Annotated in this window: 23 protein-coding genes; 13 read left to right on the forward strand and 10 right to left on the reverse strand. The window is 73.4% G+C overall.

The window, feature by feature from the left end:
* Positions 1 to 9 precede the first annotated feature (9 nt).
* Positions 10 to 1,146, forward strand: a complete 1,137-nt coding sequence (locus AOQ37_RS32790; protein ID WP_062649839.1) for an alpha/beta hydrolase — start codon at positions 10 to 12, stop codon at positions 1,144 to 1,146.
* Positions 1,147 to 1,314: 168 nt separating this feature from the next.
* On the forward strand, positions 1,315 to 2,751 hold the full coding sequence (locus AOQ37_RS32795; protein WP_199825117.1) for a hypothetical protein: 1,437 nt from the start codon (positions 1,315 to 1,317) through the stop codon (positions 2,749 to 2,751).
* 65 nt (positions 2,752 to 2,816) lie between these two features.
* On the opposite strand, the gene AOQ37_RS32800 is transcribed toward AOQ37_RS32795, so the two are convergent.
* Positions 2,817 to 3,230: a VOC family protein gene (locus AOQ37_RS32800; RefSeq protein ID WP_062649982.1), complete on the reverse strand. Its 414-nt coding sequence runs from the start codon at positions 3,228 to 3,230 to the stop codon at positions 2,817 to 2,819.
* Positions 3,231 to 3,473: 243 nt separating this feature from the next.
* Here AOQ37_RS32800 and abc-f point away from each other — a divergent pair, with 243 nt between their 5' ends.
* The 3 genes from abc-f (at position 3,474) to AOQ37_RS32815 (ending at position 6,682) form a co-directional block, all read left to right on the forward strand.
* The gene (gene abc-f, locus AOQ37_RS32805) at positions 3,474 to 5,072 is read left to right on the forward strand and encodes a ribosomal protection-like ABC-F family protein (RefSeq protein ID WP_057599278.1); all 1,599 of its coding nucleotides are present in this window, start codon (positions 3,474 to 3,476) and stop codon (positions 5,070 to 5,072) included.
* Between the two features lie 432 nt (positions 5,073 to 5,504).
* Positions 5,505 to 5,726 carry a helix-turn-helix domain-containing protein gene (locus AOQ37_RS32810; protein ID WP_004002281.1) on the forward strand — a complete coding sequence of 74 codons (222 nt, stop codon included), beginning with the start codon at positions 5,505 to 5,507 and terminating at the stop codon, positions 5,724 to 5,726.
* Between the two features lie 152 nt (positions 5,727 to 5,878).
* A complete protein-coding gene (locus AOQ37_RS32815; protein ID WP_062649842.1) occupies positions 5,879 to 6,682 on the forward strand; it encodes an enoyl-CoA hydratase/isomerase family protein in 804 nt (267 codons plus the stop codon).
* 22 nt (positions 6,683 to 6,704) lie between these two features.
* Here AOQ37_RS32815 and AOQ37_RS32820 read toward each other — a convergent pair whose 3' ends face one another.
* On the reverse strand, positions 6,705 to 7,418 hold the full coding sequence (locus AOQ37_RS32820; RefSeq protein ID WP_062649844.1) for a hypothetical protein: 714 nt from the start codon (positions 7,416 to 7,418) through the stop codon (positions 6,705 to 6,707).
* Between the two features lie 97 nt (positions 7,419 to 7,515).
* On the opposite strand from AOQ37_RS32820, the gene AOQ37_RS32825 reads away from it, so the two are divergent.
* Genes AOQ37_RS32825 through amaP form a run of 5 tightly spaced genes read left to right on the forward strand, consistent with a single transcriptional unit; the run spans position 7,516 to position 9,837 of the window.
* Positions 7,516 to 8,001 carry an Asp23/Gls24 family envelope stress response protein gene (locus AOQ37_RS32825; RefSeq protein WP_062649846.1) on the forward strand — a complete coding sequence of 162 codons (486 nt, stop codon included), beginning with the start codon at positions 7,516 to 7,518 and terminating at the stop codon, positions 7,999 to 8,001.
* A gap of 43 nt (positions 8,002 to 8,044) precedes the next feature.
* Entirely contained in the window at positions 8,045 to 8,230 is a 186-nt protein-coding gene (locus AOQ37_RS32830; RefSeq protein ID WP_062649848.1) for a hypothetical protein, read from the forward strand.
* Complete coding sequence (locus AOQ37_RS32835; protein WP_062649851.1) at positions 8,227 to 8,610, forward strand: Asp23/Gls24 family envelope stress response protein; 384 nt, start codon at positions 8,227 to 8,229, stop codon at positions 8,608 to 8,610. The genes AOQ37_RS32830 and AOQ37_RS32835 overlap by 4 nt, the downstream gene beginning before the upstream one ends.
* Complete coding sequence (locus AOQ37_RS32840; RefSeq protein ID WP_062649853.1) at positions 8,607 to 9,254, forward strand: DUF6286 domain-containing protein; 648 nt, start codon at positions 8,607 to 8,609, stop codon at positions 9,252 to 9,254. The genes AOQ37_RS32835 and AOQ37_RS32840 overlap by 4 nt, the downstream gene beginning before the upstream one ends.
* 4 nt (positions 9,255 to 9,258) lie before the next feature.
* On the forward strand, positions 9,259 to 9,837 hold the full coding sequence (gene amaP, locus AOQ37_RS32845) for an alkaline shock response membrane anchor protein AmaP (protein WP_062649855.1): 579 nt from the start codon (positions 9,259 to 9,261) through the stop codon (positions 9,835 to 9,837).
* A 107-nt stretch (positions 9,838 to 9,944) separates the two neighbouring features.
* On the opposite strand, the gene AOQ37_RS32850 is transcribed toward amaP, so the two are convergent.
* From AOQ37_RS32850 to AOQ37_RS32870, 5 genes are all read right to left on the reverse strand, one after another.
* Positions 9,945 to 10,700, reverse strand: a complete 756-nt coding sequence (locus AOQ37_RS32850; protein WP_062649857.1) for an SDR family oxidoreductase — start codon at positions 10,698 to 10,700, stop codon at positions 9,945 to 9,947.
* A gap of 5 nt (positions 10,701 to 10,705) precedes the next feature.
* Positions 10,706 to 12,493: a glycoside hydrolase family 15 protein gene (locus AOQ37_RS32855; RefSeq protein ID WP_062649858.1), complete on the reverse strand. Its 1,788-nt coding sequence runs from the start codon at positions 12,491 to 12,493 to the stop codon at positions 10,706 to 10,708.
* A gap of 114 nt (positions 12,494 to 12,607) precedes the next feature.
* A complete protein-coding gene (locus tag AOQ37_RS32860; RefSeq protein ID WP_234437074.1) occupies positions 12,608 to 13,399 on the reverse strand; it encodes an SURF1 family cytochrome oxidase biogenesis protein in 792 nt (263 codons plus the stop codon).
* A gap of 58 nt (positions 13,400 to 13,457) precedes the next feature.
* Positions 13,458 to 13,691: a metallothionein gene (locus AOQ37_RS32865; RefSeq protein ID WP_078615750.1), complete on the reverse strand. Its 234-nt coding sequence runs from the start codon at positions 13,689 to 13,691 to the stop codon at positions 13,458 to 13,460.
* An 80-nt stretch (positions 13,692 to 13,771) separates the two neighbouring features.
* The gene (locus AOQ37_RS32870; RefSeq protein WP_062649862.1) at positions 13,772 to 14,773 is read right to left on the reverse strand and encodes a DEDDh family exonuclease; all 1,002 of its coding nucleotides are present in this window, start codon (positions 14,771 to 14,773) and stop codon (positions 13,772 to 13,774) included.
* A gap of 398 nt (positions 14,774 to 15,171) precedes the next feature.
* Here AOQ37_RS32870 and AOQ37_RS32875 point away from each other — a divergent pair, with 398 nt between their 5' ends.
* From AOQ37_RS32875 to AOQ37_RS32885, 3 genes are all read left to right on the forward strand, one after another.
* On the forward strand, positions 15,172 to 15,882 hold the full coding sequence (locus AOQ37_RS32875) for a VIT1/CCC1 transporter family protein (protein WP_062649984.1): 711 nt from the start codon (positions 15,172 to 15,174) through the stop codon (positions 15,880 to 15,882).
* Positions 15,883 to 16,020: 138 nt separating this feature from the next.
* Entirely contained in the window at positions 16,021 to 16,911 is an 891-nt protein-coding gene (locus tag AOQ37_RS32880) for a sterol desaturase family protein (protein ID WP_062649864.1), read from the forward strand.
* Positions 16,908 to 17,567, forward strand: a complete 660-nt coding sequence (locus AOQ37_RS32885; protein ID WP_062649865.1) for a lysoplasmalogenase — start codon at positions 16,908 to 16,910, stop codon at positions 17,565 to 17,567. Before AOQ37_RS32880 ends, AOQ37_RS32885 begins: the two co-directional genes overlap by 4 nt.
* A 92-nt stretch (positions 17,568 to 17,659) precedes the next feature.
* On the opposite strand, the gene AOQ37_RS32890 is transcribed toward AOQ37_RS32885, so the two are convergent.
* The 3 genes from AOQ37_RS32890 to AOQ37_RS32900 all read right to left on the reverse strand — a co-directional run bounded on the left by AOQ37_RS32890 (position 17,660) and on the right by AOQ37_RS32900 (position 21,909).
* Positions 17,660 to 18,613: a CopD family protein gene (locus AOQ37_RS32890; protein ID WP_062649867.1), complete on the reverse strand. Its 954-nt coding sequence runs from the start codon at positions 18,611 to 18,613 to the stop codon at positions 17,660 to 17,662.
* A gap of 94 nt (positions 18,614 to 18,707) precedes the next feature.
* Positions 18,708 to 20,189, reverse strand: a complete 1,482-nt coding sequence (locus AOQ37_RS32895) for a CoA transferase (RefSeq protein ID WP_062649869.1) — start codon at positions 20,187 to 20,189, stop codon at positions 18,708 to 18,710.
* 190 nt (positions 20,190 to 20,379) lie between these two features.
* Positions 20,380 to 21,909, reverse strand: a complete 1,530-nt coding sequence (locus tag AOQ37_RS32900; RefSeq protein ID WP_062649871.1) for a S8 family serine peptidase — start codon at positions 21,907 to 21,909, stop codon at positions 20,380 to 20,382.
* Positions 21,910 to 21,956: the final 47 nt, after the last annotated feature.

Below are 21,956 nucleotides of genomic sequence, written 5' to 3' on the forward strand. Positions count from 1 at the left end.
ACTGGACGGGTGCGCACTGTCAAAGCGACGGCCGCTGCCGTCACCGCAGCCCTGGCCGCCGGCGCCGCCGGTGTCGCCGTCGGCCGGCTGGCCAGCGACGCCGCGCTGAAGGCGCCCGCCGGCCGGCCCCTGCCCACCGAACCCCGGCTCACCGTCCACGGCACGGCCGCCGGCCAGATCACCCTCACCCGTGACCTGGCCGCCCTGCGCCCCGGCACCTACGGCCTCTCCGGCAACGGCTCCCACGCGGTCGTGGGCCCCGTCCTGCCCGCCGCCCCGCACTCCGCCGACACCGTCGTGCGCCGCCTGGAGCGGGTCACCCACGGCGCCCTGAACCCCGGCGACGCGGTCTGGCTCACCCCGAACCTCCATGTCGGCAACCCCGGCAGCGCCCTCGGTCTCGACCACGCCGACATCGACGTCCCCGGCGAGCTGGGCAACCTGCCCGCCTGGTTCGTGCCCGGCCCGCGCCGCACCTGGGTGATCGCCGTCCACGGCCTGGGCACCACCCGGGAACACACCCTGAACCTCATGGGCTTCCTGCACCGCCGCCGCTTCCCCGTCCTCGCCCTCTCCCATCGCGGCGACCTCGGCGCGCCCCGCTCCCCGGACGGCCTGAACCACCTCGGCGAGACCGAGTGGCGCGACCTGGACGCGGCGATGCGGTACGCCGTGCGGTACGGCGCCGAACGCGTCGTGCTGTTCGGCTGGTCCACCGGCGCGACCATGGCCCTGCGCGCCGCCGCCGACTCCGGCCTGCGCGACCTCGTGTCCGGACTGGTGCTGGACTCCCCGGTCCTGGACTGGCGGACGACCGTGCGCGCCCTCGCGGCCGCCCGGCACACCCCGGGGGTGCTGCTGCCGCTCGCCGTACGGGCCGCCGAGGGCCGCACCGGGCTGCACACCGGTCCCGGCGGCCACGGGGACGCGATCGCCGATCCCGCCCGGCTGCGGGTGCCCACCCTCGTGCTGCACGGCCCCGACGACGCGGTCGCCCCCTGGGGCGCCTCCCGCCGCCTCGCCGCCCTCCGGCCCGAGCTGGTCACCCTGCACACGGTCCCGCACGCTCCGCACGGCGCCATGTGGAACCCCGACCCCGCGGCCTACGAGGAGGCCCTGCGCCGCTTCCTGACCCCGCTGATGTGACCCGCCCGGCCGCGCCCCCGGACCGGTGCCGCTGGTTCCGTTTAACCCCGTACCACTGGCCTGAAGACGTCTGCTCACCCCTCACGGAACTGTGTGCCTTGGCCAGTCCCGTAGCCCGCCGTGACATTCCGTTTGGGTTTTCGGACCGTCAACCGGAAGACTGCACCCGTGACGTCCCGTATCCCGCGCGACTCCAGGCTTCGACTCGTCCGCCCGCGACCCCTGGCCGCCGCCCCCTCAGCTGTGAACGAGCGGCGCCCGCGCCGCCCCGCACCCCGCCCGCCGGAGGGCACCCCGGCCCCCGCGGAGCTGGCCAGAATGGCGCGCTCCGGACTGGCCGCCGCGGCCCGGGTCGCCCGCTGGGCCGACAACGCCCTCGGCCCCGGCCGAGACGCGGCCACGACCGACGGCAAGGCCACCCTCTCCGACGCGACCGCCGCACGGGCCGCGAGTGACCTGGGTCTGTCCACGGACCGGATCCGGGCCGACTGGGACACCGCCCGCCTCGCCGGTCTCGTCGAGGTGCACGGCGACAGCGCCCGTCCCGGCTGGCGGCTGCGCGCCTGGAACCGCGACGACAGCGCCGTCCTGCGCGGCTGGGTCGCCCTGTTCGACGCCTGGTCGCTCGCCTCCCCGGAACCCGCGGACCAGGAGCCCGGCGCCGTCGCCGAGGTCGTCTCGGCCATGCCGCAGGTGCTCTCCTTCCTCCAGCTCTCCGCCGGGCCCGTCCCCGTGGAACAGCTCCTGGACCTGCTGCGCCAGCGGGTCACCGAACTGCGCACCGAGCGCTGCGAGGTGCCCTACGGCGCCGGTTCGGAACCCGCGACCCCCGTCGCCCCGGTCCTCTCCGCCGACGCCGACCCGGCGGAGCCCGCCCGGGACGCCGAACTCGTCCCCCTCCTCGACTGGGCCCTGCACGCCCTCGCCGCCGTCGGCGCCCTCACCTACGGCGACGGACAGGCCACGCTCACCCCGCTGGGCAGCTGGGCGGTCTGGGTCAAACTGGAGCAGATCTGCGTCGCCGCGCAGAGCCCCGCGGGCAACATCGAGCAGTCGGCCGAGGCCATGCTCCGCGGCTGCGCCCAGCTGCGCCCGAACGCGGCCCGCGCCGAGTACCGCGCCTGGCTCGCCGCCCGGACCGTCGGCAGCGCCGTCGCCGAGCTGCTGTTCGCCGCCCGCGGCGACGACGCCCTGCTGCGCGGCCTGGCCTTCGAGGCGCTGCGCGTCGTCGGCGCCCCCGCCGAGCCCGATGTCCGCGCGGTCGTCGACGAACCCGCCCTGCGGCCGTACGCGCTGCTGTGGCTCGCCGAGCACGACGGCGTCGACCCCGAGGACGCCCACGAGGTGCTCACCCGGCAGGAGGCCACCTGGCTGTGGGTGGACACCGCCGCGGCCGTCGCCGACCACGGGGAGGCGCCGATGCTCGTACGCCACCTGGAGTCCGCGCTCCAGCCGACCGTCCCCGCCCTGCTGACCGAGGTGCGGGCCGTCGGACATCCGCGCACCGTGCAGGTGCTGGTGGCGCTCGCCGCCGCGCACCCCGACCCGGCGCTGGCCAAGGCCGTCCGCCGGGCCGCCTTCCAGGTGCACACCGGAGGCAGCTGAACGGGCCGCGCACGGGACGCGCACGGGCTCCGCACAGGCCCGCGTCCCCTCTCCGGGGGAGGCGCTCAGCCCTGTATCTCGGGCGCGTACGTGCCGAAGCTCCAGATGTTGCCCTCGAGGTCGCGGGCCATGTAGTCCCGGGAGCCGTAGTCCTGGTCCGTCGGGGGCATCAGGATCTCCGCGCCGTGCTCCACGGCCCGCCGGTGGTGTGCGTCGACATCGTCCACCACGACGTACACCCCGGTCGGGCCCGCGCCCTTCATCGCCGTGTCGAAGATCCCGCCGCGGCCCTTCGAGCCGCACATCACGGCGCCGTTGCCCTGCGCCAGCTCGGCGTGCACGACCGAGCCGTCCTCGCCCTCGTAGACGGACAGCTCCGTGAACCCCAGGGCCTGCGTGAGCTGCCGGATCGCCGCCTTCGCGTCGGTGTACAGCACCGTCGGAAAGACGCTGGGACGCCCGCTGTTCGTGCCTGCCATGCCGATCACTCCCTTGTGATCCCTGCCGGATCCGTCACCGCTGCCCAGTCTGGCACCGGCCACTGACAACGTCCCCGGGACGGGGATCCGGCGCGAGCGGGGAAAGATCGAACACCTGAACCCAGAAAAAGTGCTTGCACGGTCCCGTTAGACTGGCGTCATGGCCATTCTCCTCGCGCATTAGACGGCGGGAACGTCCTCGGCCGTCCATCCTGCCAACGACCCCCGCACTGGAGTCTGTCCGTGATCTCCGCCTCCGGCATCGAGCTGCGCGCCGGTGCCCGCATCCTCATCGAGAACGCCTCCTTCCGGGTGGCCAAGGGCGACCGCATCGGTCTGGTCGGGCGCAACGGCGCCGGCAAGACCACGCTCACCAAGGTCCTGGCCGGTGAGGGCATCCCGGCCGCCGGTCAGGTCACCCGCTCCGGCGAGGTCGGCTACCTCCCGCAGGACCCCCGTACCGGCGACCTCGACGTCCTGGCCCGCGACCGCATCCTCTCCGCGCGCGGCCTGGACGTCCTGATCCGCAAGATGCGCGAGAACGAACAGCGGATCGCGAACGGCTCGGGCGCCACCCGCGACAAGGCGATGCGCCAGTACGAGCGCCAGGAGACGGAGTTCCTGACCAAGGGCGGCTACTCCGCCGAGGCCGAGGCCGCCACCATCGCCGCCGCGCTCAACCTGCCCGACCGGGTGCTCGGCCAGCCACTGCACACGCTCTCCGGCGGCCAGCGGCGCCGGGTCGAACTGGCCCGCATCCTGTTCTCCGACGCGGACACGCTCCTCCTGGACGAGCCGACGAACCACCTCGACGCCGACTCGATCGTCTGGCTGCGCGACTACCTCAAGACCTACCGCGGCGGCTTCATCGTCATCAGTCACGACGTCGACCTGGTCGAGACGGTCGTCAACAAGGTGTTCTACCTGGACGCCAACCGCTCCCAGATCGACGTCTACAACATGGGCTGGCGGCTCTACCAGCAGCAGCGCGAGTCCGACGAGAAGCGCCGCAAGCGGGAGCGGCAGAACGCCGAGAAGAAGGCCGCCGCGCTGCACTCGCAGGCCGACAAGATGCGCGCCAAGGCGACCAAGACGGTCGCGGCGCAGAACATGGCCCGCCGCGCCGACAAGCTGCTCTCCGGCCTGGAGGCGGTCCGCCAGTCCGACAAGGTGGCCAAGCTCCGTTTCCCCGAGCCCGCGCCCTGCGGCAAGACGCCCCTGATGGCCGAGGGCCTGTCGAAGTCCTACGGCTCGCTGGAGATCTTCACCGACGTCGACCTGGCCATCGACAAGGGCTCCCGGGTCGTCATCCTCGGCCTGAACGGCGCGGGCAAGACGACCCTGCTGCGACTGCTCGGCGGGGCGGAGCAGCCAGACACCGGCGAGGTCGTCGCGGGCCACGGCCTCAAGCTCGGCTACTACGCCCAGGAGCACGAGACCCTGGACCCGGAGCGCACGGTCCTGGAGAACATGCGCTCCGCCGCCCCCGACCTGGATCTGGTCGAGGTCCGCAAGACGCTCGGCTCGTTCCTGTTCTCGGGCGACGACGTCGACAAGCCCGCCGGTGTGCTCTCCGGCGGTGAGAAGACCCGGCTGGCCCTCGCCACCCTCGTGGTCTCCTCGGCCAACGTGCTGCTGCTCGACGAGCCCACCAACAACCTGGACCCGGCCAGCCGCGAGGAGATCCTCGGCGCGCTGCGTACGTACAAGGGCGCGGTCGTACTCGTCACCCACGACGAGGGCGCCGTGGAGGCGCTCCAGCCCGAGCGGATCATCCTGCTGCCCGACGGCGTCGAGGACCTGTGGGGTGCCGACTACGCCGACCTGGTGGCCCTGGCCTGATCGAAGGCGCACGCCGAAGCATGATCCACGGCGTGCTCCCGGGCCCGTGCCGAGGCGTGATCCATGACGTGATCCACGGGATGATCCACGGCGTGATCCACTGCGGTGGATCATTCGTCTGGATCATTCGGCCTACCGGTGATCCATCATCTGTGTGAGATCTCCTCGTATCGAGGTGTGTCCTACATCGATTTCACGGCCGATCCCTTTGTCGACAAGGGGTCGGCCGTCGCGCGTCTCTGACCTGCCACTTCACCCGACAACCCGTTCGGCCCCACGAACGCCATCGCGTGGAATCACATATTCCACTTGTGGGGACGCACTCCTGTCGTCAAAACCCTGTCGCACGGACCTTGCCGAATGGGTGGCCATCGCGCGCCGTAGGGGTGATCATGAGGATGACCAGAGCGCACTTCCCATGAGGAGGCACGGGTGGCCGAGACTCTGAAGAAGGGCAGCCGGGTGACCGGCGCCGCGCGCGACAAGCTCGCGGCAGACCTGAAGAAGAAGTACGACTCCGGTGCGAGCATCCGGGCGCTGGCCGAGGAAACCGGTCGCTCGTATGGCTTTGTCCACCGGATGCTCAGCGAGTCGGGCGTCACGCTGCGTGGGCGTGGCGGGGCGACCCGGGGCAAGAAGGCCGCCTCGTCCTGACCCCGGGCGGCTCACCGCTTTCGATGGTGGCCACCCGGCCGGTCTTTCCCGCGGGTCCTTCAGGGGCCCGGGGGATTCCCCAGACCGACCGGGTGGTTACTGTGCAGTCACTTAGCTGACCGCTGGCTGACCGCACTCATCGGAGGCACCTCATGGCCACACCCGACCAGGTACTCGTCCCCCTGCTCGACAAGGACGGCGTACGGCTCACCGTCGACGACGCGCTCGCCACGGTGACGCTGGCCAACCCTGCCAAGCGCAATGCGCAGAGCCCCGCGATGTGGCGGGCGCTCGCCGAGGCCGGGCGGCTGGTGCCGGGTTCCGTCCGCGTGGTCGTGCTGCGCGGCGAGGGCAAGTCCTTCTCCGCCGGGCTCGACCGGCAGATGTTCACGCCCGAGGGGATCGAGGGCGAACCCTCCTTCATCGATCTCGCGCGCAGTGGTGACGCCGAACTCGACGCCGCCATCGCCGGGTTCCAGGAGGGCTTCACCTGGTGGCGGCGCAACGACCTCGTGTCCATCGCCGCCGTCCAGGGCCACGCCATCGGCGCGGGCTTCCAGCTGGCTCTCGCCTGTGACCTGCGCGTCGTCGCCGACGACGTGCAGTTCGCCATGCGGGAGACCGCCCTCGGCCTCGTGCCGGACCTGACCGGCACGCACCCCCTGGTCTCCCTGGTCGGCTACGGCCGCGCCGCCGAGATCTGCCTGACCGGCCGGTTCGTGCACGCCGACGAGGCCGTGAGCTCCGGGCTCGCCAACCTCGCCGTACCCGCGCAGGACCTCGACACCGCGGCCCGCGAGCTGGCGGAGGCGATCCTGGCCGCGCCCCGGGAGGCCGTCATCGAGACCAAGGCGCTGCTGCGGGGCGCCGGCGACCGCACCTACGACGAGCAGCGCGCCGCCGAGCGCGCCGCCCAGGGTCGCCGTCTGCGGGACCTGGCCGGCCTGGGCGAGTGAACCCGCTCCTCCCGGGTCCCGTTCACTCCACCGCCGTGACCAGGACGGACACCGTCGGGTGATCCTGCAGCGCTGCCGACACCGCCCCACGCACCCGCCCGGCCACCTCCACGGCCCGGTGGTTCGCGCTCACCGCGATCTCCACGCGTGCGTGGCGGTCCGGCAGGGCGGCCGGATGCTCCCGCTCCTCGATGCGCACCGCCCTGTCGACGACGTCGGTCAGGCGGGTCACCCCCGGCACGGACAGCGCGGCGACGGTCGCGCGCGCCTCGTCGCCGTGCTGTGCCGTCGCGACGTGCCGGGGCTCGGGACCCGGGCGTACCGCCTCCGGTTCCGGGTCCTCGTCCAGCAGGTCGGTCACCCGCAGGTCCACCTCCGCCACCACCAGGCCGAGGCGATCCGTCGCGGCCGCCGCCAGCGCCGTGCGCAGGCGGGCCGTGGCCGCCGGCAGCGGTTCGGACGAGGACGCGGCGATGTCCGCCGTCACGCGCAGCGGCCCGGGGGGCAGGGCGCTCGGCGGAGGGGGCACGGCGGGTTCGTACACCTTTGCCGGGTCGGCCGTCGCGATCCGCAGGGCGCCCACGCGCACACCCGTCACCCCCCGCACCGCCCGCCGCAGCGCCTCCTCGGCCGCCGCCTCCGTGATCCATGCGCCGTCCCGGGGGCCGCCCAGCGGGAGCAGCCTGCCGAGGCCCACCTGATGCCGTACCGCGTTGGTCCATCCGTCCGCCGTCATTGCTCCAGCCTGCCGTATCCCCGGCGCGCGGTCGGGCAACCGCGCTTACCGTGGTGGAAGAGGACGAGGAACGAACCGGACGTAAGGACGTACGGCGATGACCGAGGCAGCAGCGGAGCAGCACCGGACGCAGGGTCCCGACGGCGGCACCGAGCCCCTGGGGACCCGCAGGACGACCAAACGGGGCGGCGGTGATCCGGCGACCCGCGGGCGGACCACCATCGCCGACGGCGTCGTCGAGAAGATCGCGGGCCTCGCGGCACGGGACGTCCTGGGCGTCCACGCGATGGGCAGCGGGCTCAGCCGCACCTTCGGCGCCGTACGGGACCGGGTGCCCGGTGGCTCGAAGTCGGTGACCCGAGGCGTGAAGGCCGAGGTCGGCGAGGTGCAGACCGCGCTCGACCTGGAGATCGTCGTCGACTACGGGGTGGCCATCGCCGATGTGGCGCAGGACGTGCGGGAGAACGTGATCGCGGCCGTGGAGCGGATGACCGGACTGGAGGTCGTCGAGGTCAACATCGCGGTGAGCGACGTCAAGCTGCCCGACGAAGAGGACGAGGAACCGGAGCCCCGGATCCAGTGACACACAGACGGCGGAACGACCGGACCCCCGAGGGGAGAGCACGTTGAGCATGGCCGTGGTCGGCATGATCGCCGGCATGGCGCTGGGCTTCGCCGGATACTTCGGCGGGTTCGGGGCCTTCCTTCTGGTGGCGGCCCTGGGCGCCGTCGGGTTCGTCGTGGGCCGGTTCCTCGAGGGGGACCTGGAACTCGGCGACTTCTTCCGCACCCGCGACGACCGGCGCCGGTGAACCCCGTGGACGAGGAGGGCACCGCCGGCGGCGGACGCCCGTCCGGCGTCGCGCCGGGGGCACGCGGCGCGACCCGCATCGCCGACCGGGTCGTTGCGAAGATCGCCGCCCAGGCCGCGCGCGAGGCGGTCGGCGCCCTGCCGCCCGACGCCGGGCGTCCGCACGCCACCGTCGTCGTCCACCACGAGGCCGCGCACGTCCGGGTCCATCTGGAACTCGACTACCCGACCGATATCGGCGGCCGCTGTCACCGGGTGCGTCGACATGTCGCCGAGCGGGTAGGCGCGTTGGTGGGAATGGAGGTCCCGGAGGTCGCCGTCCAGGTGGAACGGCTGCACCTGACAACGGCCCCCGGGGTGGCGCACGGGAGGACGCGATGAGCGAGCCCGGAGGCTTGCAGGGCGGCACGCTGCCCGTTCTGGACAAACCCACCGGGGACGACGGCCCCGGTGAGGAGGGCCGCCCCGGCGCGGCCGGACCCGCCGAACACCGCTTCTGGTCGGCGCGCCGTGTCCCGGCCGCCGTCGTCGCGGCGCTGCTGCTGGTCGTCGCGGCCGCCTTCCTCTACGACGTGGTCGCCGTCCGGGCCCACCGGTCCGCCATGGCCTGGCGCGGCGAACTGGCCCGACAGCTCGCCGAGCGCCCCCTCGACGACATCTGGGTGCTGATCGGCGCCGGTATCGCGGCGGCCCTCGGCCTGTGGCTGGTCGTCCTGGCCGTGACCCCGGGGCTCAGGGCCGTCCTGCCGATGCGCCGCATCCACCCGGACGTCCGGGCGGGGCTCCACCGGGACGCGGCCGGACTGGTGCTGCGCGACCGGGCCATGGAGGTCGCCGGTGTGCAGTCGGTACGGGTGCGCACCGGCCGCCGGAAGGCCGACGTCCGCGCGCTGTCCCACTTCCGCGACCTGGACGACGTCCACGCCGACCTGGACGCCGTCCTCACCGACGCGATCCGCGGCCTCGGCCTGGTCCGGCCGCTCGCCCTGTCGGTCCGTGTACGGCGACCCGGGAAGAAGGGCTGAGGCGATGCTCACCACCGTCAACCGCGTGCTCGTCGGCGTCGTCGGACTGGTGCTGCTCGCCGTCGGCGGCGCGGTGCTGGCCGTGGGGCTGGGCGCCTCCGCACCCTCCTGGTGGCTCCACGACGGTCCGCACGACGTCCTCCTCACCACCGCCGAACGCACCCGCTGGCGCGCCGAAGGCTGGTGGTGGCCGACGGTGATCGCGGTCCTCGCGCTCCTCGTCCTGCTGACCCTGTGGTGGCTGACGGCGGTACTGCGCCGCCGCCGGCTCGGCGAACTCCTCGTCGACACGGGCGACGGTGCGGGAGCCCTGCTGCGCGGCCGCGCCCTGGAGGGCGTACTCGCCGGTGAGGCGGAACGGCTGGACGGCGTCGCGCACGCCCATGTGGCGCTGAAGGGCAGGCGGGAGGCGCCCGCGGCACGGGTCCGCCTCGTGCTGGAGCCCCACGTGGACCCGGCTACGGCGCTGGACCACCTGACGACGCGCGCCCTGACCCACGCGCGGGACTCGGCCGCCCTCGCGGCGCTGCCCGCCGAGGTACGGATGCGGGGCGTCAGACACAAGGCCGAAAGGGTCAGTTGAGCCGCGGGAGTGCGCGGCGGTGCGTGCGGCGCGGGCGCGGTGACGGTCCACGGCGGTACGGCGATTTGCCTGGCCGTGACCGGCCGCCCCGCCCGGCGCCGGACCGGTCAGAAGCCGTGCCGCATCCCGCCGTCCACCGGCACCATCAGGCCCGTCAGATAGGAGGCCGCCGGCGACAGCAGGAACGCGGCCGTCCGGCCGAACTCCGCCGGGGTCCCGTACCGCCGCAACGGGATCCGCGACTCGTTCGCGGCGCGGGTGGCCTCGGGGTCGGCCGACAGCCCGTCCAGCTCCCGCACCCGGTCGGTGTCGATACGGGCCGGCAGCAGGCCCACGACCCGGATCCCCCGGGGGCCCAGCTCGTCGGAGAGCGACTTCGCGAACCCGGCCAGCCCCGGCCGCAGGCCGTTGGAGATGGTCAGCCCGGGGATCGGCTCGTGTACCGACCCCGACAGCACGAACCCGATGACCCCGCCCGCCTCCAGTTCGGCCGCGGCCGCGCGCGCCAGCCGGACCGCGCCGAGGAACACCGACTCGAACGCCTCCTGCCACTGCTCGTCCGTGTTGTCCGCGACGAACCCGGGCGGCGGGCCGCCCACGCTCACCAGCACCCCGTCGAACCCGCCGAAGGCGTCGCGCGCCGCCGCGATCAGCCGCTCCGCCGCCGCGGGGTCGGCGTTGTCCACGGCGAGACCGCGGGCGTTCGGCCCCAGCTCGGCCGCGGCCTCGGCGACCCGCGTCTCGTCCCGCCCGGTGAGCACCACCTTCGCGCCGTCCGCGACGAGCTCACGCGCGGCGGCGTTGCCGAGGCCGCGCGTCGCCCCGGTGACCACGTACACCCGGTCCTTCAGTCCAAGATCCATGACCCCTATCCTGCCTCCTCCGCGCCGAACAGGGCGAGGGCGGTGTTCACCAGGCCGATGTGACTGAAGGCCTGCGGGAAGTTGCCGAGGTGCCGGCCGGTCGCAGGGTCGTACTCCTCCGCCAGCAGCCCCACGTCGTTGGCCAGACCCACGAGCCGTTCGAACAGCTCCCGCGCCTCCCGGGTGCGGCCCGTCAGATGCAGCGCGTCCGCGAGCCAGAACGAGCAGGCGAGGAACGTGCCCTCGCCGCCCGGCAGGCCGTCGACGGCCGCGCCGTCCGTGCTGTAGCGGCGCAGCAGACCGCCGTGCCCGAGCTCCTCGCGGACGGCGTCGACGGTCCCGACCACCCGCGGGTCGTCCGGCGGCAGGAAGCCGACCCGGGGGATGAGCAGCAGCGAGGCGTCCAGGTCGCGCGAGCCGTAGTACTGGGTGAACGTGCCCCGCTCCGGGTCGTAGCCCTTCTCGCACACCTCGCGGTGCACCTCGTCGCGCAGCGCCCGCCAGCCCGCCAGGTCACCGCTCAGGTCGGGGTGCTCCTCCAGCGCGCGGACGGCCCGGTCGGCGGCCACCCACACCATCACCTTGGAGTGCACGAACTGGCGCCGCCCACCGCGCACCTCCCACAGCCCCTCGTCCGGCTGACGCCAGTTCTCGCCGAGCCACTTCATCAGCGCGCACTGGAGCGACCACATGTGCGGCCGGGGGGGCATGCCCGAGGTCCTGGCCAGCGACAGCGAGTCCATGACCTCGCCGTAGACGTCCAGTTGGAGCTGGTCCACGGCGCCGTTGCCGATGCGTACCGGTCTGGAGTCCCCGTAGCCGGACAGCCAGGGCAGCTCGCACTCGGGAAGCCGGCGCTCGCCCGCCAGTCCGTACATGATCTGGAGGTCGGCCGGATCGCCCGCGACGGCGCGCAGCAGCCAGTTGCGCCAGGCTTCGGCCTCCTCCTGGTAGCCGGCCGCCAGCAGCGCGCCGAGGGCGAGGGTGGAGTCGCGCAGCCAGCAGTAGCGGTAGTCCCAGTTGCGGACCCCGCCCATCTCCTCGGGCAGCGAGGTGGTGAGCGCGGCCACGATGCCGCCGGTGGGGACGTAGGTGAGCGCCTTGAGGGTGATCAGGGAGCGGACGACGGCGTCCCGGTGGGGCCCGTCGTAGCGGCAGCGGGCGGCCCACGCCCGCCAGTCGTCGACGCTGACCCGCAGCGCCTCCCACGGGTCGACGAGCGGCGGACGGGCCTCGTGCGAGGGGTGCCAGGTCAGGACGAAGGCCACCGACTCGCCCTCGGCGACGGTGAACTCCGAGTAGGTGGTGAAGTCCTCGCCCCAGGTGCGCACCTCCGGCTCGCTGCGGAACCAGACGGCGTCCGGACCGCCGACCGCCACCCGATGTCCGTCGGCCCGGCGCATCCACGGGATGATCCAGCCGTAGTCGAAGCGCAGCCGCAGCGCGCTGCGGACGGTGACCCGGCCGCGCAGTCCCTCGACGATGCGTACGACGTCGGGGGCCCTGTCGCGCTGGGGCATCAGGTCGGTGACCCGGATCGCTCCCTCGTCGGTCTCCCACTCGGTGTCCAGGACGAGGGTGTCGGGCCGGTAGGCGCGCCGTGTGCAGGGGCCCCGCGCGCCTCGGGGCGCGATGCGCCAGTGGCCGTTCTCCTCCTCGCCGAGGAGACGCGCGAAGCAGGCCCCGGAGTCGAAGCGGGGCAGACAGAGCCAGTCGACGGAACCGTCCGTGCCGACCAGCGCGGCGGTCTGTTCGTCGCCGATGAGCGCGTAGTCCTCGATGCGGGGGTGCACGCAGTTGCGGGTTCCCGGCGGGCCCCGGGGGCAATCAGGGCTGCGGCCGGGCGAGTGACGACGTGACCGCCCCGCAGGACGTGCGGGCGTCGCCCGGCGCCGCCCCGGCCTCGGTCAGACGGCCGCCGGCTCCGCCTGTTCCGACTCCCGTGCGGCGGCCTGGGCCCGGTCGCGGTTCTCGCGGCGGACCAGGATCACCCAGCCGACGGGGACGCCCGCGGAGAACAGCCACCACTGGATGGCGTACGCGTAGTTCAGGGCCGCGTCCTCGCTGCCGGGCCGCCCGACCAGCTCCGGGCTGTCGCCCTTCGGCTCGGGCGCGGTCTGCGCGATGTAGCCGCCGAGCACCTGGGCGCCGAGCCGCCGGGCCTCCTGCTCACTGTTGATCAGCATGACCTGCCGGTCCGGCAGTCCCTCGAGGTCCTTGATGCCGCTCGCGGCGGTCGTCTCGTCGGGCATGAGCCGCCCGGTGACGGTGATCCGGCCGGCGGGCGGCGCGGGGACCTCGGGGAACGAGGTCTGGCTCGGGGCGTCCGCGGGGATCCAGCCCCGGTCGACCAGCAGCACCTTGCCGTCCGTCAGGACGAACGGGGTGAGGACGTGGAAGCCGACCGTCTCGTCGGCGTTGACCCGGCGCCTGACGACGACCTCGTGCGCGGTGTCGAAGGAGCCCGTGGCGGTGACGCTGCGGTACCGCTCGTCGCGGGTGACGGTGTGTCCCGGGGTGGTCAGCCGCTCCACGGGCACCGCCTCGGCGGTCAGCGCGTCGGAGACCAGCTGGTTGCGCGCGGTGCGCTCGTCGTAGCGATGCATCTGCCAGAAGCCCAGCCTGATCATCGTGGGGATGAGGAGGAGGGAGACCAGCGTGAGGATCACCCACTGCCGGGACAACAGGAAGCGGTACACCCCACGACCGTACAACTCGGTCGTGGGGTGCATTCGGCCGGGTACCCGGCAGGTCCGCTCACACCTTGTCGACGATGCCCGCCCTGCCCTCCGCGCGGGCGCAGTGCGCCCCGCAGTACCAGTGGCCCTCCACCTCGACGCCCTGCCCGATGATCTGCACCCGGCAGTGCTCGCAGATGGGGGCCATGCGGTGGATCGCACAGGAGAAGCAGTCGAAGACATGGATCGCGCCCTGCGCGTGCACTTCGAAGGTCATTCCGTAGTCATTGCCGCAAACTTCGCATCTCGCCATGCGCCACAGGGTGAGCCGTCGTCCCCGCGCGGGCGAGCGGACGGCGGGCGAGTCGCGTGGCAATCACCCGTACGCACGGGTCACTCGTCCGCGGGCTCCACGTCCCGCAGGAGTTGCCCGAAGGCGGCCTCGTCGACGACGGGCGTCCCGAACTGCCGCGCCTTCACCACCTTCGAGGTGCCCGAGTCGGGGTCATTGGTGACCAGCAGGCTGGTCAGCCGGGACAGGCTCGTGGCGACGTGCAGCCCCGCCTCGGCGGCGCGGTCCTCCAGCAGCTCCCGCTCGACCGAGGTGTCGCCCGAGAAGGCGACCCGCATGCCCTGCTTGAGCCTTTTGCCGTCCTCGTACCGTCCCGGATTGGGATGCGGGCATACGGGCCTTTTGCGGGACGGTCGCCAACTGCCGGGCCGATAGCTGCCGTAGCCGCTGGCCGGGCCGCTCGCCTGGCGGCCGATCAGGGGCGCGGGCCGGTCGGCCCACTCGGTCAGCGGCCGGCATTCGAGCAGCGGCAGCCGGACACCGCCCGCGGCCGCGGCCCGCAGACTCGGCCGGAACGCCTCCGCGAGCACGCGGGCGTCGTCCAGCGCGTGGTGCGCCCGCTGCTGCACCACGCCGAAGTGGGCCGCCAGCGACTCCAGCTTGTGGTTGGGCAGCGGCAGACCCAGCTCCTTGGAGAGCGCGATGGTGCACAGCCGCTGCCGTACGGGCGCCTCGCGCTCCGCGCGCGCGTACTCCCGCGCGATCATCTGCCAGTCGAAGACCGCGTTGTGCGCGACGAGCACCCGCCCGTCGAGCCGGGCGGCGAACTCCGCGGCCACCTCGTGGAAGAGGGGCGCGCCCTCCAGTACGTCGCTCGTCAGACCGTGGATCCACACCGGTCCCGGGTCGCGCTCCGGGTTGACCAGCGTGTACCAGTGATCCTCCACCTCACCGCGCGCGTCCAGCCGGTAGACGGCGGCGGAGATGATCCGGTCGTCCCGGGCCAGGCCGGTGGTCTCCACGTCAACGACCGCGTACCCCTGGGGATACGCGGTCGGCCACTCCGTGGGGGAGGACGCTGTCGTCGTGTGGTCTTCGAGCATGGTCACTGAGGATACGGGCCCCCACCGACACCTCGCCGCACCCGCCCCGGTGAGAGGGCGGGCGAAGCCCTCCGGACCGTACGGGAGTTCGCGGGGCGCACGCGCGCGTGCCCGCCGCCGACGGCTGATACCGGGCCAACTCCGACCTGCCGGACGACGGTTCACGCGCCCGCCCGCCCGGCCTGGCACGCCGGCGCCGGCCCGCCGGCCCGGCTCACCTCCCGGCCCGCCCGTCCGCCCGGTGTGCCCGGCTCGCCCGTCCGGTCTGCCCGTCCGTCCGGTGTGCCCGTCCGCGCACCCGCCCGCCCGTCGGCCCCCGCGGGCCCGTGCCGCGCCCGCGCCGTGACGAGGAGCGTCGGTACGGGGCGCGCGCCGTGCGGGGTGCCATCCTCCGTGCTGTGACGGAACCCACTCACGTCGAGGCCCACGGCGGCTCGCTCGGATCCCGGCTGAACTGGCTGCGCGCCGCGGTCCTCGGCGCCAACGACGGCATCGTCTCCACCGCCGGCCTCGTCGTCGGCGTGGCCGGCGCCACGGACGACCGGTCGGCCCTGCTGACGGCCGGCCTGGCAGGGCTGCTCGCCGGGTCGATGTCCATGGCGGCGGGGGAGTACGTCTCCGTGTCGACCCAACGGGACTCGGAGAAGGCGGCCCTGGCGCTGGAGCGGCGGGAGCTGCGCGAGCAGCCGGAGGCCGAGTTGGCGGAGCTGACCGAACTGCTGGCGGAACGCGGCCTGTCCCGGGAGGTGGCCCGGGAGGCCGCCGTCCAGCTCACCGAACGGGACGCCCTGAGGGCGCACGCGCGCGTGGAGCTCGGCATCGACCCCGACGACCTCACCGATCCCTGGCACGCGGCGTGGGCGAGCTTCCTCGCCTTCACGGCCGGTGCCCTGCTCCCGCTGCTCGCCATCGTGCTGCCCCCGGCGGGCGGGCGCCTCTGGGTGACCGTCGCCTCGGTCCTCGCGGCCCTGGTGGGCACCGGCTGGAGCAGCGCCCGGCTGGGGGCGGCCCCGCCGGGACGCGCGGTGCTGCGCAATGTGGCGGGCGGCGCGCTGGCGATGGGGGTGACGTATCTCGTCGGCTCGCTGCTGGGCGCGGCGGGGGTGTGAGGGCCGGGCCGGCGCCCTCGTCCGGTGAACGGAGGACGCCGATTGGCGGAGATCGCCAACAAGCAAGCGCGTACCGTCGGTAATACTTGTGGGTAACAACGTCTAGCCGCGGCTCATCAGCCGTTCTACGGTGCCCACATGCCGAACCTGCCCGATGTCGTGCTGTGGTCGATACCCGCCTTCGTGCTGCTCACCGTGATCGAGGTGATCAGCGTCCGGATCCATCCCGACGAGGACGCGGCCGGGTACGAGACGAAGGACGCCGCGACGAGCGTCGGCATGGGGCTCGGCAGTCTCGTGTTCGACTTCGTCTGGAAGATCCCGATCGTCGCGGTCTACACGGCGATCTACGAGCTGACCCCGCTCCGGGTCCCGGTGCTGTGGTGGACGCTTCCCCTGATGCTGCTCGCGCAGGACTTCTTCTACTACTGGTCCCATCGCGGCCACCACGTCATCCGCGTGCTGTGGGCCTGTCACGTCGTCCACCACTCCAGCGAGAAGTTCAACCTCACCACCGCGCTGCGCCAGCCCTGGACCACGCTGACCGTCTGGCCGTTCTACGTCCCGCTCATCGCCCTCGGCGTCCACCCGGCCGCGCTCGCGTTCTGCTCCTCGGCCAACCTCGTCTACCAGTTCTGGATCCACACCGAGCGGATCGACAAGCTGCCCCGGTGGTTCGAGTTCGTGTTCAACACGCCGTCCCACCACCGCGTCCACCACGCCTCCCAGGGCGGCTACCTGGACCGCAACTTCGGCGGCATCCTCATCGTCTGGGACCGGCTCTTCGGGTCGTTCGTGCCCGAGGTCGACCGGCCCGTCTACGGGTTGACCAAGAACATCAACACGTTCAATCCGATCAAGGTGGCCACCCACGAGTACGTCGCGATCGTCAAGGACGTGAGGGCGGCCGCCAGTTGGCGCGAGCGCACGGGACGCGTGTTCCGCGGGCCGGGCTGGCAGCCCGCGTCCACCGCGGCGCCCTCCACCACAGTCTCGGCCGCCGCGGTCGAGGAGAGCACGGCCGCGTGACCCGCTCCCGCGTCCTCCTCTGCCTGTTCGCGCTCACCGCCGTCGTCGACCTGCTCAGCCTCGCGGTCGGCCTCGACGCCGGGCACCTGGTGGCCAAGCCCCTTCTGATGCCCCTCCTCGCCGCCTGGGCGGCCCTGCGCGGCGCGCCCCGGCTCCTGGTCGCCGCCCTCCTGTGCGGCTGGGGCGGCGACACCCTGCTGCTGCTCGACGCCGACCCCGCCTTCCTCGCCGGCATGGCGTCCTTCGCCGCCGGCCACGTCTGCTATCTGCTGCTGTTCGCGCGCGTGGGAGGGCCCCACGCGCGCGGCGCCCTCCTCGCCCCCTGCTACGTCACCGCCCTGGTCGCCACCGTCGCCCTGCTGTGGCCGGACCTTCCCGCGGACCTGCGGATCCCGGTCGCCGTCTACAGCACCCTGCTCACGGCCATGGCGTACTCCGCGGCCACCCGGCTCGGCCCGGTCGCCGGTGCCGGCGGCGCGCTGTTCCTGCTCTCCGACACCCTCATCGCCACCGGAGTCGCCGACTGGCCCCAGCCGCCCCGTCCCGATCTGTGGATCATGCTCACCTACATCGCCGCACAGGTCCTGCTGGTCCTCGGCGCGACGAGCCATCGCCGACCGGCGGACCACCCCCGGCCCCTGACCGTCACCACTTGATCCCCCTGATCCCCCTGATCGTCTTGATCCACCTTGTTCTGGGGCTCGCGGGTGAATCAACGTTGATCGCCGGCCGTGATCGGCAGTGATCCTCAACCCTTGACGGGCAGCGGCAACGCCGTCAGCAGCCCCGACACCGCGACCACCACACCCAGCGTGACGATCTCCACGCGCGCGGGGGAGCAGGCGGTCAGCGGGTCGGGGGCCCGGCGCAGCCGAGTGCGCGCCCACAGGGCGAGCAGGGCGACCGCGCCCACGACAAGCACCTTGGCGAGCAGCACGCGCCCGTACGCCGTCGTCGTCAGCTGGTCGAGCACCGTGTCCGACGGCATCCGGCGCAGCGAGCTGCACAGCCCGGTCACGGTGACCCCGGCGAACAGGACGGCCGCCACGCGCGCGTAGAGCCCGAGCAGGGCGGCGCCCGCCTCGGAGCCCTCCCACCCCCGCAGCGTCCTCAGCACGCTCAGCAGCCCGCCCGCCCACAGCGCGGAGCATGTCAGATGCACCACCGTCAGCCCGGAGCCGACCAGCGGCGCCGACTCGGTCGGCGGATGCGCGCGCAGCGCCTCGGCCAGGATCACCGCCGCGAGCGGCCACGCCTGCCGGTTCGGGCGGCGCGTGAGCGCGCACAGCCCCGCCACCGCGAACGCGACCGCCTCCAGCAGCGCGAGTACGCCGCCGCGCGAGCCGTGGCCGTGCGGCGCCAGTTCACCGGCGGTCGCCGCGGCCGCGAACCCCACGACCGCCGCGTACGGCGCCCAGCCGACCGGCCGGCCGGGCGGGGCGCCGGGCACCGCCCGGGCGAGACCGGCCGCGAACAGCTCACCCACCTGCACGCACAGCGCCGCGAACAGCAGCGCCCGCAACAGCGCGACCACGCCGGAGTCCGCGGTCGCGGCCTCCCCGGTGCCGTGCGCGGCGACGGAGGGTCCGAGCAGCGGGATCAGCGCCGCGAGCCCCACCAGGACGAGCAGAGCCACCGCCCGGCCCGGTCCGGTCCGGCGGCGGACGGATGTGGTCGCTTCGGTCGGTCGTATGAGGGCCATGCCAGGATCTTCACCATCACCGGCAAATCTGGGCAACTCATCATGAATTGGTCGATGCGGGTGGAGCTGGCGCGGGGACGGCTCGTCCGGGGGCTCACAGCCAGCGCGCCGGATCGGCCCCCCAGGGCCCGGGCGGCCGGGACCAGTCGGCAGGCCCGCCGTCGAACGACACCGGTGGAAGGGCGTGGCGGAGCCGCCCCAGAGGGCTGTCGGTCTGCGTGACCCAGACGTCGGCGACGACGTCGGAGCCCCCGCTCACCTGCCGCTCCGGCGCCTTGGTCATCCCTTTGCCCTCCCCTTCGCCCATCCGGACGTCAGCGCCCTCCCGGACGTCCGCGCCCTCCCGGACGTCCGCGCCCTCCCGGACGTCCGCGCCCTCCCGGGTTCCTTCGGTGAGCCATGCCGCGGTGCGGGCCAGTGCCAGCCGTACGAACCGGCTGCCGCCGTCGTACGACTGCTCGGTCAGCGCCCGTAGTACGGCCGCCGCCAGCAGATAGCCGGTGCCGTGGTCGAGGGCCTGCGCGGGCAGTGCGCCCGGCCGCCCGGCGCGGCCCTCGACGTCCGCGATGCCGGTGGCTGCCTGGACCAGGCTGTCGAAGCCCCGCCGCCCTCCCCACGGGCCGTACGTGCCCCACGCCGACACCTGGGCCACGACCAGCCCGGGCCGGCGCTCGGCCAGCGCCTCGGGGGAGAGTCCGAACCGGTCCAGGGCACCGGGCCGGTAGCCGGTGACCACGACGTCGGCCGTCGCGAGCAGTTCCTCGAAGGTGCGCCGGTCCGAGGCCAGGTCCAGCAGCGCCGAGCGCTTGCCGAAGCCCGTGTCGGCGTGCTGGTCGGGCAGTTCGGGCAGGTGGGGCGCGTCGATCCGCAGGACGTCCGCGCCCAGCAGGGCGAGGGTGCGGGTGGCGACGGGACCGGCCAGGACCCGGGTCAGGTCCAGGACGCGCAGTCCGGCGGCGGGCAGCAGCGGGCCGGCCTCCAGTGGCGCGAACGTACGCGCGCGTGCCTCGTCCGACCGGCCCCGCTCCACCAGGGGGCGAGCGGCGATCATGGCCGCCTGCTCGTGCGCCACCCACTCCTCGGGTGTGCGCGACGCGACGGCGAGGCCCCCGGCCGCGTACACCGCGTCCTCGACGTCCAGGGCGGCGCGCTCGGCGAGCGATGCCTCGACGGCGGCCGGGTCGGCGCTCCGGGGGAGCGCCAGCGCCCTGAGCAACCGTTCGCGGTGGTGCGGGTAGTTGGCGTGGGTGCGCACCCATCCGTCGGCCGTCCGCCAGAACCGTGACAGCGGGGCGAAGGAGACCGGTGCCCGCCCGTCGACCAGCAGCAGCCGCTCGCCGGTGAACGCGGTGGCCACCGCCGCGTCGTCCACCCGCACCCCGGGCAGCTCGCGCAGGCCGGTCCGCCGCGCCGCCAGCTCGGCGCCGGCCAGCGCGCACGCGCCCACGCAGGCGCGGGCCAGCTCCCGCACGGGAAGGCGCGCCGGCAGGACGCCCTCCCGGACGACGGTCGACACACGCGCGAGGAGAGCGGGATCGCCGCCCAGCCCGGACCAAACAGCCTTGATTCCTGTCATGACTGCACTATGCATCATTGATCGAATCAATATATGTGCGCTGTGCGCCTCCCGGTACGCGTCCTGCCGGGCGCCAGGGGATGCCCGCCCGGTACGCGGCCGACCCCGCGGCCCTGCCGGGGCCCGTGCCTCAGGACGCGCGAAGGGCCGGGCGGATGTCCGCCCGGCCCACGCACCGCCCGTCAGTCGGCTACTTCACGGCACGCAGCGCGTTCACGACGCCGAAGCCGAAGAAGCCGTTGAGGCGCTTGCCGCCCACGCAGGTCGCGTCCACGACGCCGTTGCCGTCGCCGTCGTACGGCTCGGTCGGGCACGCCGTGCTGTCGGCCTGGAGCTTGAGCAGCGCCTGGAGCTGGGCCGGGGTCGCGTGCGGGTGGGTCGACTTCAGCAGCGCGGCCACACCGGAGACGTGCGGGGACGCCATCGAGGTGCCCTGGAGGAAGCCGTACGTGTTGTTCGGCAGGGTGGACAGGATGCGGCCGTTGGCCGACGGGGTGTCCGGGATCTGGTACTTGTCGCCACCCGGAGCCGCGACGTCGATGGCGCCCAGTCCGTAGGTGGAGTAGTAGGACTTGGTGCCCTTGACGCCGGTCGCGCTCACCGTGACGACACCCGGCAGCTGGGTCGGGACGTCGAAGCACTCGTGCGGGTCCACGGTCCGCTCGACGGGCGTGGAGTCGTCCGGGCTGGAGGCGTCGACCAGGGAGTCCGAGTCCAGGTCGTGGTTGGAGTTGCCCGCCGAGGCGACGTTGAGCGTGCCCTTCTTCTGGGCGTACAGCTGGGCCCTGTTGACCGCGTCGACGATCGCCCTCTGGTCGGGGTCGTCCATGCAGTTGTACAGCCACGGGTCGACGTAGTAGCTGTTGTTCGTGACCTCGACGCCGTGGTCGGCGGCGAACACGAAGGCGCAGACGACGTTCTCCGGGTAGAAGAGGCCGTCCTTGGGGTCGCTCACCTTGATGCCGGCGACCTTCACGCCGGGCGCGACGCCCGCCACACCGATGCCGTTGCGGGCCGCGGCGATCTCTCCCGCGACATGGGTGCCGTGGTAGTCGTCCGCGGTGTACGGGCGCCAGGCGCCCTCGCTGGTGTCCGCGACACCGCCGACGCAGTTCGCCGACTGGGACGCGGAGAAGTTCGGCGCGAGGTCCGGGTGGGTGTCGTCGACGCCGGTGTCGATCACGGCGACCGTGACCTTCTTGCTGCCCGGGTTGATCCCGGCGGCCTTGTCGGCGCCGATCGCGCGCAGGTCCCACTGGTCGGCCTCGAGCGGCTCGCTCTGGCCCGCCGCGTCGGACGCCTTCTCGATCTTCGCGGCCTCCGCCCGGGAGAGGACCTGGGCGGCCCCCTCGTCGGTGGTGCCCGCGGCGCTGAGCGGCGCGGTACGGGTCGCACCCGCCGACTGCACGCCGCGCACCTTGCGTATCTGAGAGCCGAAGTCGGGGTTCGCCGAGTGGACGACGAGCACGCCGATCTTGTCGTACGCCGCGACGACGGTGCCGCCGGCCGCGGCGATCGCCTTCTTCACCGACCCGATCGTGCGGTGGTCCACCTTCGTGTTGACGACGTATGCCAGGGTTCCGGCATCGGCCGTCCGGGTGGCGGAAGTCGTGACGGGTGCCGCGGAGGCCGCCGTCGGCAGGAAGCCGAGGGAAGCGGTCAGCGACAGCACGACGGGCACCGCGAGCGCGAGGCGGCGTCTGGAAGGCAGATGAGCCATGGGGTCTCCACATCATCCGGAAACGGGACCTGACCCGGGCACAGATG

Origin of the sequence: Streptomyces maremycinicus (genome assembly GCF_001184025.1) — a bacterium.
GTDB classification, from domain to species: Bacteria; Actinomycetota; Actinomycetes; order Streptomycetales; family Streptomycetaceae; genus Streptomyces; species Streptomyces maremycinicus.

Bases quoted from the DNA above. Each gene is read 5' to 3' on its own strand.
- AOQ37_RS32800 (WP_062649982.1), bottom strand. From the start codon at position 3,230: ATGGCAGGCACGAACAGCGGGCGTCCCAGCGTCTTTCCGACGGTGCTG.
- AOQ37_RS32815 (WP_062649842.1), top strand. From the start codon at position 5,879: ATGGCCACACCCGACCAGGTACTCGTCCCCCTGCTCGACAAGGACGGC.
- AOQ37_RS32820 (WP_062649844.1), bottom strand. From the start codon at position 7,418: ATGACGGCGGACGGATGGACCAACGCGGTACGGCATCAGGTGGGCCTC.
- AOQ37_RS32825 (WP_062649846.1), top strand. From the start codon at position 7,516: ATGACCGAGGCAGCAGCGGAGCAGCACCGGACGCAGGGTCCCGACGGC.
- AOQ37_RS32840 (WP_062649853.1), top strand. From the start codon at position 8,607: ATGAGCGAGCCCGGAGGCTTGCAGGGCGGCACGCTGCCCGTTCTGGAC.
- amaP (WP_062649855.1), top strand. From the start codon at position 9,259: ATGCTCACCACCGTCAACCGCGTGCTCGTCGGCGTCGTCGGACTGGTG.
- AOQ37_RS32850 (WP_062649857.1), bottom strand. From the start codon at position 10,700: ATGGATCTTGGACTGAAGGACCGGGTGTACGTGGTCACCGGGGCGACG.
- AOQ37_RS32865 (WP_078615750.1), bottom strand. From the start codon at position 13,691: ATGGCGAGATGCGAAGTTTGCGGCAATGACTACGGAATGACCTTCGAA.
- AOQ37_RS32870 (WP_062649862.1), bottom strand. From the start codon at position 14,773: ATGCTCGAAGACCACACGACGACAGCGTCCTCCCCCACGGAGTGGCCG.
- AOQ37_RS32880 (WP_062649864.1), top strand. From the start codon at position 16,021: ATGCCGAACCTGCCCGATGTCGTGCTGTGGTCGATACCCGCCTTCGTG.
- AOQ37_RS32890 (WP_062649867.1), bottom strand. From the start codon at position 18,613: ATGGCCCTCATACGACCGACCGAAGCGACCACATCCGTCCGCCGCCGG.
- AOQ37_RS32895 (WP_062649869.1), bottom strand. From the start codon at position 20,189: ATGACAGGAATCAAGGCTGTTTGGTCCGGGCTGGGCGGCGATCCCGCT.
- AOQ37_RS32900 (WP_062649871.1), bottom strand. From the start codon at position 21,909: ATGGCTCATCTGCCTTCCAGACGCCGCCTCGCGCTCGCGGTGCCCGTC.